This window comes from Candidatus Kuenenia stuttgartiensis, from assembly GCF_900232105.1.
GTDB lineage: Bacteria > Planctomycetota > Brocadiia > Brocadiales > Brocadiaceae > Kuenenia > Kuenenia stuttgartiensis_A.
This window is the reverse complement of the sequence record NZ_LT934425.1, coordinates 2,816,873-2,829,371: the sequence shown is the minus strand read 5'-3', so window position 1 is coordinate 2,829,371 and position 12,499 is coordinate 2,816,873. Positions and strand designations below refer to the sequence as shown.

The 12,499-nt window shown below is 40.7% G+C and carries 8 protein-coding genes; 6 read left to right on the top strand and 2 right to left on the bottom strand.

From position 1 onward, the window contains the following. Positions 1 to 502: 502 nt before the first annotated feature. The 6 genes from KSMBR1_RS13170 (at position 503) to clpB (ending at position 9,919) form a co-directional block, all read left to right on the top strand. Positions 503 to 1,603 (top strand): DUF2786 domain-containing protein, encoded by a 1,101-nt coding sequence (locus KSMBR1_RS13170; protein ID WP_164995483.1) that lies wholly within the window; start codon positions 503 to 505, stop codon positions 1,601 to 1,603. Between the two features lie 331 nt (positions 1,604 to 1,934). After that, positions 1,935 to 2,918 carry a hypothetical protein gene (locus KSMBR1_RS13165; RefSeq protein WP_099325744.1) on the top strand — a complete coding sequence of 328 codons (984 nt, stop codon included), beginning with the start codon at positions 1,935 to 1,937 and terminating at the stop codon, positions 2,916 to 2,918. 560 nt (positions 2,919 to 3,478) lie between these two features. Then, a complete protein-coding gene (locus KSMBR1_RS13160; protein ID WP_099325743.1) occupies positions 3,479 to 5,074 on the top strand; it encodes an LptF/LptG family permease in 1,596 nt (531 codons plus the stop codon). Positions 5,075 to 5,444: 370 nt separating this feature from the next. Further along, positions 5,445 to 6,311 (top strand): rhomboid family intramembrane serine protease, encoded by an 867-nt coding sequence (locus KSMBR1_RS13150; protein ID WP_099325741.1) that lies wholly within the window; start codon positions 5,445 to 5,447, stop codon positions 6,309 to 6,311. Then, positions 6,308 to 7,093 carry a 4-hydroxy-tetrahydrodipicolinate reductase gene (gene dapB / locus KSMBR1_RS13145; RefSeq protein ID WP_099327061.1) on the top strand — a complete coding sequence of 262 codons (786 nt, stop codon included), beginning with the start codon at positions 6,308 to 6,310 and terminating at the stop codon, positions 7,091 to 7,093. Before KSMBR1_RS13150 ends, dapB begins: the two co-directional genes overlap by 4 nt. A gap of 231 nt (positions 7,094 to 7,324) precedes the next feature. Then, positions 7,325 to 9,919 carry an ATP-dependent chaperone ClpB gene (clpB, locus tag KSMBR1_RS13140; protein ID WP_099325740.1) on the top strand — a complete coding sequence of 865 codons (2,595 nt, stop codon included), beginning with the start codon at positions 7,325 to 7,327 and terminating at the stop codon, positions 9,917 to 9,919. Between the two features lie 159 nt (positions 9,920 to 10,078). Here the strand turns inward: clpB and KSMBR1_RS13135 are convergent, their stop codons facing one another. Together KSMBR1_RS13135 and KSMBR1_RS13130 are read right to left on the bottom strand one after the other, a co-directional pair. Then, positions 10,079 to 10,861 carry a TdeIII family type II restriction endonuclease gene (locus KSMBR1_RS13135; RefSeq protein ID WP_099325739.1) on the bottom strand — a complete coding sequence of 261 codons (783 nt, stop codon included), beginning with the start codon at positions 10,859 to 10,861 and terminating at the stop codon, positions 10,079 to 10,081. Then, positions 10,862 to 12,442 (bottom strand): DNA methyltransferase, encoded by a 1,581-nt coding sequence (locus tag KSMBR1_RS13130; protein WP_099325738.1) that lies wholly within the window; start codon positions 12,440 to 12,442, stop codon positions 10,862 to 10,864. It abuts the gene before it with no gap. Between the last annotated feature and the right edge of the window lie 57 nt (positions 12,443 to 12,499).

Here is a 12,499-nt window from a genome sequence, read left to right as displayed (position 1 = left end):
TAACCTATTCGGCGTAGTATTGATAACAGCGCTTATCTATTTCTTGGCCGTCCATGTTTTTGGTATAGCGCTTTTAGAATTACCGGTATGGGTAATAAAGAAGTAAGGAAAATTTAAACCATTCTCTACTGATAAAAAAAATTGCTAAAACGAGAAAGCCTTTCTGCTACAAAAATTCTGCTTGCGCGTTTTCCTCTTTGATGGTTGAATGGGCAAAATGTTTTAATTTCAATATTATAAAGAAAGGTCATTTGTATGGATATACAACGAAATTGTCATTTGTATTGCAACTAACCTCGTCGCACTACATGGGAATTTAGTGGGCTTAGAACACGTATCAAGTGCCATCCTCTCCGTACGGCTCATTGCTTAACTGAAAGTGTACCGTGCGCGTGATGTTGTCCCATTTCAGCAAAAATTCTTTTTATTTATACAAATATATCTGTTATGCTTTTTTCCTCTTTTCGTACTAATGATAAATGAATACGCTTCGCAAATGAAAATGGATAAAAATAGAGAAACGATTGACAACACCTTAAAAACGGCATGGATAATGCAGTTGAAAGAGGACTGGAAAACCGCGAATTACCATTATTTCAAAAATTCCATGCGTCCCCCTCACTTTGAACTTTCGGGTGCGGACCGAATGCTGGGGAATTGGAAGGGAGGGCATTGGCGGCGACTCTCTATCAGCATTTTCCTGATCCAGTCCTATCCGTGGGAATATGTCCAGGAGGTGCTTTATCACGAAATGGCACATCAGTATGTGGATGAAATTCTGGGAATACGGGATGATTTACCCCATGGTGAAATATTTAAGAGTATTTGCCGGGAAAATGGTATTGATTCCTCTGCCACCGGAGATATTCATACGTGGATGGAAAGAAAGAGGAACAGCTTTTCTGCACAATCAGGCAACCACACCATACTTGACAAGGTACACAAGCTTTTGGCATTAGCCCAGAGCAAAAATGAACATGAGGCGCAATTGGCAATGGCAAAGGCACACGAACTACTGTTAAAACACAACCTGTCATTATTGGATGCGCATGCCGGGCGGCATTACGTTTACAAACAAATCGGGAATATAGGGAATAGGGATGCTATCAAATCATTAATCTGTTCCATACTCTGTAAATTTTTTTTCGTAGAAGCCATTTGGAAATTCGGGTACGAACAGCATGAAAATAAAAATGGCAGGGCGCTGGAAATTTATGGACTGCCGGAAAATGTGGAGATGGCTGAGTATGTGTATAATTACCTTCAAAACATCTCCGAATTATTGTGGACAGACTATAAAGAACAAAAAAAAATCGACGGTAACAAACACAGGAGAACCTTCATCTACGGCCTCCTGGAAGGTTTTTACACTAAACTGGAAAACCGGGCCGTTACCAGCCATTCAAATAAACTTGTTTGGAAGGGAGATCCCAGGCTTAAAGAGTTTTTCTTCAGAAGAAACCCAAGGCGCTCGCGTACTTCTCACCGATATTCAACAAGCTGCCATGAAGCCTATGCCTCCGGGATCAACCATGGAAAAAATCTGGTTATTCGCAAAGGGGTCCATGGGAAAAGCAATGGGGAGATTAAGTATTTAAACTGACCCCAAATTAAAATTGGCAGTCCCCAGTCTCCACTCCTCAATCAGCAATTTGCCGATTGTAGATTGTAGATTGCCTACTACTACGGTAGTATAATGGAAAATTAATTTTTATATGCTTGACAGGGAAAACATGACATTATAGAATCCAATAAGTTGAGATTTTGCGAAATGAACCATACTTGAATCAACAGATATTTTCCTCGCAGCAACAGAAAATTTCCATTTTCAACAGTAAAATCTTGCGTCTTTAACTACCCATTATTATTCGTGTTAAGGCGGGCTTGACAGGCAAGCAACGGTTACAGAATAAGAAGAATTGCTGGACTAACAGATGAACAGAACAGGCGCTCCTATTCTCAAAATTCCATTAAACCGCACTGAAGGTTTTTTGTCGGATACAATAATCTTTAGGGATGCAAAAGCCCGGACCCCACATCCTAATCTTGAATTAAAGAAAGACAATGCGAACGATCCCCAGATGCTGGTTTGGGGAAAGTTTTTAATCAAACATGAATACCAAATTGCGAAAAAAGACGGTGAGCTTTTTGTTGACGTCACAAATGATAAAAATCTCATCCACAGGAAGGGAAATATTGTTCCTGGCGCAATGACGGTCTCCAAAATAATTCTTCCCCTGGAAATCCTTTTTGCGGATATGGAGATATCTTCCGTTAACATTAAATTTACCCGTTCCGCCTTTTATGGCGCGAAAACCTGTAGTCTGTTCCTCTGGCAGTTTATTAATGATAACAACATCCAGATTGATATAAGAACGTATCAGCAGAATGAGATTATAGCAAGCGCCATTGTACTGGGAAGGCCAAAATCCCTGAATAAACAAATACAACAGGTAGACGAACTCCGGGTAAATAAGTCGTGTTTCGCAAAGGTACAGGCTTATTTTAAAAGCCTGGGCATCCGGAGCGATTCTTATGTTGAAAAGGGGAAATATAAAGACTACACCTATCCTTTAGCATATATCGCCTCGCTGCCTTCCGCCGAAATCGTAAACCAATTGTCAGGACAGGGTGGTATGATTAATGTGTTGCGTATGGACTTTGGAAATTATGAGAGGATACCTATTACCGGGGATAAAGGCCCTGAGGTAAAACTCGCGAGGGCAAAGAAGCGGAATTCGTTTAACAAGATTTTGACCGAGGTTGCGGAAGGGCTCGTCACCTACTATAAAGGGCTTGCAATCGTTAATCCCATTGCTAAATTCCAAAATTCTTCTGAACCGGTTATTGATACCATTAACAAGCTAATTCACCTGCAGGAAAAAACAAAAACAGTGGCCGGGCACAAAGAGGCATGAAATAAATTACCCCTTTCCGGAATTGCAGCAAATCTACAAAACATCCTCCACCCCTCTCTGAAAACCCGCAATCTTCCCCCTTTTCCCGGATGTAGTGACAAGAGAATGCTATTATTTCTTTTTAGCAACGGCACTCCTGAAGGTTTTCGAATAAATTTTCACGAAGAATAAAAATACACGTCAAGGCATTTACCGTAATTTTATTTTCATATCGACGGAATAAGCCTTTCCTCCTATCTTAGAGAGTAATGGACTGAGATCTAACCTCAGATTAGCCGAAACGATATAGCGAAAACATAAAACAATTAAAATCGATTGAAAGCATTGCGATTGCTGATAAAATTAAAAAAAATGTAACACTTTAGTATTTTGAAGCTGGAAATAGTCATATGTAGTTCGGCGAGGTTCGTCGCATTGTCTTGAGTAAACCCTATTCACCATCGCACAACTCTTTTTGGTGCGACGAACCTCGTCGAACTACATTGTTGGAATTTTTCAAAATACTAAATTGTTACAAAAACAATCCATTTAGAACCGGCACAAGAATAGAAATACATAAAATGTTTGCTAATAATATATTACAACGCTACGTTATACGAGAATGGTTTCAAACATTCTGGCCTTCTTTTTTGTGCTTTGAAATCCTAATGTTCTTAGGGTTTGTAATTCAGATATTACACAAAGGGCTTGATATTATAGCCCTAAAAGCTCTCATCCCTCATATGTTTATCCAGGTGGCGCCTTATTCCATTCCTTCGGCACTGCTTACCGCCACTACCTTAACGTATGGAAGATTGAGCGCCGACAGAGAAATTATCGCCATACAAGCAAGCGGCATCCATTTACGGAAGATAATTACTCCGGTTTTGGTAATAGGCATTATTTTCAGTTTTTTTACGCTGGTGCTATCGGCGGAAATTTTGCCAAGATCCCTTTACCAGATAAAATTATTACAAGAAAGGGCGATAAACAATATCCTCGCCGGCAGATTAGCAACCTTCCAGAAAAAAGTACTCATGGAGCCGTATCAAATATACATTGGAAATGTAGTAGACAACATCAACAAAGACGTCACCGTTATTCAGTATGCGGATGATTATGTTACGGATATCATCTTTGCGGAAGAAGGCAGTATCGAGGTGAATAACGAAAAAAACACAATCTTCCTTACGCTGCGCAAGGGGGAATTTATCAAACCAAACTACAAAAAAGCCGAAGAGGTTCCGCGTTTAGGCGTGTTTACGGAGACCACATTTGAAATTCCCATGGGAAAAGACAAGGCCGACTTTTCCACCAAGCATATGACGATATTCCAGCTCTTTAAATACAACAATGAAATTGACAGGGAACTTGCAAACAGCAAAGAAATTCCCGACAATTTTGAAGAGGCACGGGTTGAAGCATCAAGAAAACTTGCTGAACACCAAAACCAGTTGCAGCAATTAAATAAAAAGCAAAAACACCTTGAATCCGAATTAAAAAAATCAAAACAAAATCTGGAACGGCAGAAATCAAAGATTGATGGACTGGCAAACGAGAGTAAACTGGCAAATAATTATATACTTGTCGCAACCGAAAATCTTATGCAGTTAAAAAGGGAAAATAAAGCCGGATATTACATCGCTGATGATATCGATTTAAAATTAATGGAAATAAAAGAGACTATAGAAAGAGAAAAACAGCGGATTAGCGTTATATCACAAAGAATGATTGAAACACGTGAGATACAAAATAGTGAAACAAATAACATAGCCACACTCACAAAATCGCTTGAAGAGACAGAAAAGAACATATCTGTTTTGTTGAGGAAAATTACAAGCTTTGAAAGCGACCTGACGTTAGCGTCAAAAAAGAAATTAAGACGCAAAAACGATATTTCCATACACAAAAGAATCTCACAGGCACTTTCGTGTTTAAGTTTTATTGTTATTGGCATTCCATTGGGCATTAAGTTGCGTAGCTCTCACCTTATAATAGGGTTTGGAGTAAGTTTTATGATTATCTTGTTTATCTATTACCCCCTGATGGTAACAGGTTCAGTACTTGCAGATGATACATTATTGCCCGTTGTGCCTGTTTTATGGGGTGCGAATGGCATACTTCTTATCGTTGGCATATGTATTTACCAAAAACTTTTTGCATATAATAAATCTTAACAGGCATAAGCCATCAAAGACCTGATTTAAACGTTTAGTACCTTATAAGTAATTTCTTTGCACTTTTTGGCAAAATATTTACTGGTGAAATCCGAAACAAATTCTAATGACGAAATGATTTGAAATTCTAAACAAACGCCTTTTTCGTATCTCGCATTTCGTGCTTCATATTGTTGTATGTTTTGGATTTGTTTCGTATTTCGTACTTCGAATTTCGTATTTTTTATATCGTGCTTTCCATGCAAGCAGATACGTTTTCAGACGTCTTTGGCATTGTCCTGTAACGGACATCAATTCTTGACTTTTTTCAGGATAGGGCTTACTATAATTTAATTAACTTCGTTTAACGTTTTATGAGAGATCGGGCGTAATGTATTACAGGAGAAACCCTTTCGGATTAAATATTGGCAGCAAATGGACCCGCCTGGTTATGATGCTAATCATCGCCAATGTCGGGGTGTTCATGTTCCAATTACTATTTTCCACGATAAGCCCCCAGTTACCCCCCCTTCCGGTTAACTCATTATCAGAGGCTCCAGCCCTGCCGTGGCATTATCCCGCTTCAGATAAATTCACAAAAATGTTCTGGCTCTATCCGCCGGACGCTATAGGGAATTTGTGGTTCTGGCAGTTTTTTTCGTATATGTTTTTGCATAGTACAACAGACCCTTGGCACTTGATCTTTAATATGCTGGTGCTCTGGATGTTTGGCAGCGAGGTCGAAAAGGTTCTCGGTCAAAAAAAATTTCTGACACTTTACTTTACCGCGGGAATCTTCGCGGGGATATGCTGTTGTATCTTTACGCCAAAAGTTCCTATTCTCGGGGCATCCGGTGCAATTTTCGCTATAGAAGTCGCCTTCGCGATGTATTTCCCCAATAGCATGGTTATTTTCTATTTCTTTCCTATCAGGGCAAAGTATCTGGTAATGATATTTGCCTCTATTACGGTATTTAATTGTATTACACCGAGGGGAGGCAATATTGCGCATTTTGCCCATCTGGGGGGACTTGTGTACGGGTTTTTGTTCGTACGGTACTCAAACCGTGTTGTTGATTATTTAAAACGATGCCAAATACTTCAACAGGAAAAAGAACTGAGAAAAGACATGGAGTTGCGTGAAAAGGTGGATGAAATCCTTGACAAGGTGAATCGTGAAGGGTTGCATAATTTAACATGGCGGGAAAGAAACATCCTCAAGACCGCCAGCAAAAAATACAAAAGGAACAAACATTGATTAAGATTGCGGTAAATGGCGCATGCGGCAGAATGGGAACAAGGATTTGTGCCCTTATCCTCGAAGATAAAGCATCTGATTTAACTGCGGCGCTGGAACACCCGGGGCATGTGTCCATTGGCAAAGACATTGGGCTGGTGGCCGGTTTTGGAGAATCAGGGCTGAAAATTTCAACTGCGATGGAAAATCCTACAGATGTGCTGATAGATTTTTCATCGCCTGAATCTGCCGTCAATATTGCGGAATGCTGCGCGAAAAAAAACGTTGCACTTGTAACTGGCACTACCGGACTAACCCCCCTGCATCATGAAAAATTGCTGGAAATATCAAAAAAAATCCCCTGCCTGATTTCGCCAAACATGAGCCTGGGGGTAAACGTAATGTTTTCGGTTGCCGCCCAAATGGCAAAAATGCTGGGCAAAGATTTTGACATTGAAATTATTGAAACACACCACAGACATAAAAAAGATTCCCCTAGCGGTACAGCGCTGAGACTGGCAGAAAAAATATGCGATGCAACCGGACTGGATAAAGAAAAAAACATTATCTATGGCCGCCAGGGGATCATCGGTGAACGCCCTTCAAACCAAATAGGCATACACGCAGTCAGGAGCGGAGACGTCATTGGCGACCATACGGTAGTTTTTGGCGGGCTTGGAGAACGATTAGAGATTACCCATAAGGCACACACAAGAGATACGTTTGCGCGGGGCGCAGTTTATACGGCAAAGATTATTGCAAAAAAACCCCCCGGCATGTACACCATGTCCGACGTGTTATAAAAGAATTGTCCACCATCTATAACCCTTTGTGAAAGCACGAAATACGAAACAAATTCTAAATTTCAATTTTTAAATATTCAAAACCCGGTTTTTTTCATTGTTATTTTGTATTTTAGAATTTGTTTCGCGCTTGTTTGGTTCCGGCTATGCCGTGTTAGGGAAGAAGGGTTGTACCATACGAATTCTTATTTAATAACATTATGTGAGAATTAACCTTTTGAAAGGAAGACTATGAGACTTGATAAGTTTACCATAAAAGCGCAGGAAGCCATACAGGAAGCTCAGGAATTAGCCGAATCAAAGAGGCAGCAGCAAATCCTTTCGGCGCACGTATTGGAGGTTTTATTGACGCAGGAGCAGGGCATCGTAGTTCCTCTCCTGCAAAAATTAGGTGTGGATGCAAATATTGTTCTTGATAAAACAATGGAGGCCGTTAACAAGCTTCCGCAAATAAGCGGCTCAGGAGCGCCGGGGCAGGCATATGTGAGTGCGGAACTGCGCGATATGATAAACTTTGCATGGGAAGAAGCCGGCAAGCTGAAGGACGAATACCTAAGCACCGAACATATGCTGCTGGCGCTGGCACGGCAAAAAAATACCTCCGCATGCAAAATATTAAACGAGGCAGGCATTGACCGGGAAAATATTCTCAAGGCTTTAAAAGAAATCCGGGGCAGCCAGAGAGTCACCGACCAGACTCCCGAAGACAAGTACCGTGCACTTGAACGATACAGTAAAGATCTGGTTGCTCTGGCACAAAGAGGAAAGCTTGACCCCGTTATTGGCCGTGATGACGAAATTCGCAGGGTAATACAGGTATTGTCACGAAGGACAAAAAATAATCCCGTTCTCATCGGCGAGCCAGGCGTGGGAAAAACCGCTATCGTCGAAGGGCTTGCCCAGCGCATTGTAAACGGAGATATCCCTGAAAGCTTAAAAAACAAACGGGTAATGTCGCTCGATATGGGTGCGCTTATTGCCGGCGCAAAATACCGTGGGGAGTTTGAAGACCGTCTTAAGGCGGTTCTTAAAGAGATAAGCGAGAAGGAAGGGCAGATAATACTTTTCATCGATGAATTGCACACCGTGGTTGGGGCAGGAGCCGCAGAAGGGGCAATGGACGCTTCCAACCTCCTAAAACCGGCATTGGCGCGTGGAGAACTGCGTTGCGTGGGCGCCACCACTCTTGATGAATACAGAAAATACATTGAAAAAGACGCCGCCCTGGAACGACGGTTCCAGCAAGTATATGTGAGAGAACCTACCGTTGAAGACACTATCGCAATCCTGCGCGGACTAAAAGAACGATACGAAGTGCATCACGGAGTGCGCATAACAGACTCAGCGATTATTGCTGCAGCGACCCTTTCCAGCCGGTACATATCGGACAGGTTTCTGCCCGACAAGGCAATAGATCTTATCGATGAAGCTGCGTCAAAATTAAGGATAGAAATCGACAGCATGCCTGTTGAGCTTGATGAGATAGAGCGTAAGATCCTGCAATTGGAAATAGAAAAAGAGGCTTTAAAAAAAGAAAAAGACGAAGCTTCTAAACAACGCATAGAGAAAATTGAAAGACAATTATCCGACCTGAAAGAAGAATCCAGGGCTTTCCGGGCACACTGGGAAAACGAAAAGAAGGTTATCAAGGAAATACAGGACATTAACGCAAAGATTGACCAGGCGCGCATTGAGGAGCAAGCAGCCCAAAGGGAGGGAAATTTAGAAAAGGTTGCTGAGATACGCTATGGACGTATTATTGAATGTGAAAGAAAATTAAAGGAAAAGCACCTTGAATTACAGGAACTGCAAAAATCCAAATCCCTCCTGAATGAGGAGGTGGGTGAGGATGACATTGCCATGGTAGTCGCCAAATGGACTGGAATTCCCGTATCACGTATGCTGGAAAGTGAAAAGGAAAAACTATTAAAGATGGAAGAAAGACTGAAAGAGAGGGTAGTTGGTCAGGAAGAGGCAATTTCCGCCGTGTCAAACGGCATCCGGCGTGCACGCGCCGGACTCCAGGATCCGAACCGGCCTATCGGTACCTTCCTGTTTCTTGGTCCTACCGGAGTTGGGAAAACGGAGCTTTGCAAGGCGCTGGCGGCCTTTTTGTTTGATAACGAAGATGCAATGGTTCGTATCGACATGTCTGAATTCATGGAACAACACTCGGTTGCACGGCTTATAGGCGCCCCACCTGGTTATGTGGGATACGAAGAAGGCGGAAGACTCACTGAGGCTATAAGAAGAAGACCCTATGCAGTGGTGCTATTCGATGAAATTGAAAAGGCACACCGGGATGTATTTAACGTCTTGCTTCAGGTTTTTGATGACGGACGGCTTACTGACGGACACGGCAGAACCGTTGATTTTAAGAATACCATTATTGTAATGACCTCAAACATCGCAAGCCAGTGGATACAGGATTTAACCGGCCCTGAAAATGAAGAAGAACTGAAAAGAGAGGTAAAACAGGCGCTGAAGGAGACCTTCCGCCCTGAATTCCTTAACCGTATCGATGAAACAATTGTCTTTCACAGTCTCTCCAAAGAACTAATCAAACAGATTGCCGACATACAATTGAACGACCTTCGAAAGCGCCTCGCCAGAAACAACCTTAAACTTACCGTTACAGACCGGGTAAAAGAGACTTTGATTGAAGAAGGGTATGACCCGCATTTTGGCGCACGGCCTTTAAAGCGCACCATCCAGCAGCTCATCGAAAACCCGCTTTCTATGGAAATTTTGGGAGGGAAATTCCCAGACGGCTCGGAAATCATGGTAGATATGCAGGATGGGAAGGCTGTTTTTACAAATAAATGATTTGTCCTGCTGGAAAGATTGCAAATTCTTAATCAAATTTCTACCCGGAATAGTTGAACTGTTTGGTTTGGTTTGGTTTGGTTTCGTACCTCAACCCCAATCTACCGAAATACCAAACTGCTTGTTCACAAACAGGAGCTTTGGAACAAGCAGATGAAATTAGTAGGAATCTAATTTATCTTTTGCAACTTGTTTGAACTTTTCCTGAAGTTTTGCTTTAAATTGTTTACCAACTTTATCAAATACGTCAAGTAATTCCTGAAAAGTCTTATTACCTCCCAATAAGTTCCAATATTCTTCTCCAATAAGAAAGTCGTTTGGGTGGTCCATCATACCGACTTCTGTAAATCTTGAATATGGTTCCGGATAGTAAGGGTTGTAAGGAAAAGCTAGAAATACCTTTATAGGTTTCCTTTTTCTTGCGACCCATTCTAGCAATTTTGTTTTGCTCTTTTCAAAAACGTCAATGTTTGGTTTTACCGTTTTTATTTCAAAGTAACATTCATCGTTTCCCCTTCGCATATAGAAATCTGCAATGTTACCTGACTTTTGAAATTGTCCACCTGAAGAGGGGGTTGCAATTATCTCTGAAATTTCCTTTTTAATGTCGGCGGTTCTATTGCCATTCCTCAATTCTGTAATAATTTTATTAATAACAGACTTTTGTTGTCTTGAAATTGCACCACCAATTCCGTAGCTTTTGAAACATTCATCACTTGTCTCGCTGGCAATAATCAATGAAACGTCCTCATAGATAGACATTCCAAGGGTTGTTGCAAGTGAATGAATAAAAGAATATGCAGCAATCTTTTCATTGTCCTGGATTAACCTTGCAAGAAATGGCATTGATGTCGTTTCTCTGCCATACTTTTTTAGCTTACCCTCTATTTTTTGAGACAATAATTCACTGATTCTGTCTTTCTGATTTTTTGATAATGCCATTCAATATTTTGATTTAAGGTGAAAAATAATCTCCGAGTAAGCTCCCTTATCTTTCTCGGTTCTGTTTAATACGGGTCTTTTGTATTGATTGACAATTTGCATTCCTGCTTTTTCTCCAATCGTAGGATAAAGGTTACTCCTGTCGTTTGCGACAAGGAAAACGTCGTAACCCTCCACCATGAATCTTTTACAGTTATTTAGCACATCAGCGATTCCTTGAACATAGGATTCTCTTGCTTCTTTGCCTTTGCCTTTGAAAAGCGGGCCGATTTCTAATTCATCTTTTCGCTTAAATCCAAACAAATCGTAAGCGTAAGCATGTTGTTCATGGTAGTCAATCAGCCCTACATAAGGAGGTGAAGAAAAGATACCTTTGATTTTTTTCTTCAGGGCTAATTCTGCAAAAGCAGTATTTTTCTTTTGTAGTTCTTCAAATATGTTGATAGTCTTGCTATCTCCGGTCAGGCAAACTTGGAAAGTTTGTGTTCTCAGCTTGTCAAACTGGGCGATCCGTTTAACGGTATCCCGGGTATATGTTTCCCACCATTTTAAGATGGAGAAAAGCGGTTTACATATTTTGCCGTGTTTCGCACAATAATAAGTAGCTGACACTGGTTCGATAAGAGTCGCAAGGTCCGCATGGGTAGTTGCTCTGCAACTTCGAATTGTCCGGCTTAGAATTACACTGATAATTTTCTTGGTGTCAATGTTTTTGATTTTCTTAATTTCATTGAATACGAATTCAATTTCTTCCCGGATATGCTGAGAATACCATTTGCCAAGAAACGTGTCGGATTTTTCCTGGCGGAGTTTCAGCTCGTATTGTTTAAGAAGTTTGTTGTAAACAGGCAAAAACTCTTTTTCTTTTTCTGCTCCATATTGTACTTCGTCAATCTCGCCTTGTCTTAAACGGTATTTATATTCAGGAATAGGGAAATATTTGTTGTTGTATTCATAAAGTGCTTGTAACAGTTTTTCTTCAAACTCCAAAGTCTGTGAATTAAAAAGGAATTCTTTTAATGCTTTTGTGATGCGGTTAATTTCTGTTTGGACATTAATCAAGTTATATTTGGTCACTTTACAATTTGCAATAAGAGCATTGAATACTGAAACATCAATACCAAGTGCATGCATTCCAAGTTCGCAACATTGAACCATTGTAGTGCCGCTACCGGAAAAAGGGTCTAGAATAATGTCACCTTTTTTAAAATATATCTCTGTTTTGAAATTGTCGGTGTGGTCGTCAAGAAAATACTCTACAAGTTGAGGAATGAATTTGCCCTTGTAAGGATGAAGCCGGTGAACATGCTTGGTTGTTTCTGCTTCTTTGTATTGGTCAAATGATAAAGCCCAATTTAAGTCGTTACCGAGTTGGTCTTTCCAGGAGACTTCTCGTTTGCCATTGAAAGATTTGTAGTAATTTATTAAGTCCTGTCTGGAAACCTGTACCGTTCCATTGTCTCCAATCTTTTTAATCCTTCCGTATTGTATTAAGTAAGAAATATTTGAAGTCGTTACATTTTTTTTCAGGTAGTTTGTCGCCCATTCACTGGCTTCTTTAATTGTCAAAATGTCTTGCATTTTTGTTTTATCTTATTTTAGCAAACGGTTTGCGGTATTTACCGAACGGTTGGGTTT

Coding starts and splice junctions, on each gene's coding strand:
- clpB (WP_099325740.1), top strand. CDS start 7,325: ATGAGACTTGATAAGTTTACCATAAAAGCGCAGGAAGCCATACAGGAA.
- KSMBR1_RS13160 (WP_099325743.1), top strand. CDS start 3,479: ATGTTTGCTAATAATATATTACAACGCTACGTTATACGAGAATGGTTT.
- KSMBR1_RS13135 (WP_099325739.1), bottom strand. CDS start 10,861: ATGGCATTATCAAAAAATCAGAAAGACAGAATCAGTGAATTATTGTCT.
- KSMBR1_RS13165 (WP_099325744.1), top strand. CDS start 1,935: ATGAACAGAACAGGCGCTCCTATTCTCAAAATTCCATTAAACCGCACT.
- KSMBR1_RS13150 (WP_099325741.1), top strand. CDS start 5,445: ATGTATTACAGGAGAAACCCTTTCGGATTAAATATTGGCAGCAAATGG.
- KSMBR1_RS13130 (WP_099325738.1), bottom strand. CDS start 12,442: ATGCAAGACATTTTGACAATTAAAGAAGCCAGTGAATGGGCGACAAAC.
- KSMBR1_RS13170 (WP_164995483.1), top strand. CDS start 503: ATGGATAAAAATAGAGAAACGATTGACAACACCTTAAAAACGGCATGG.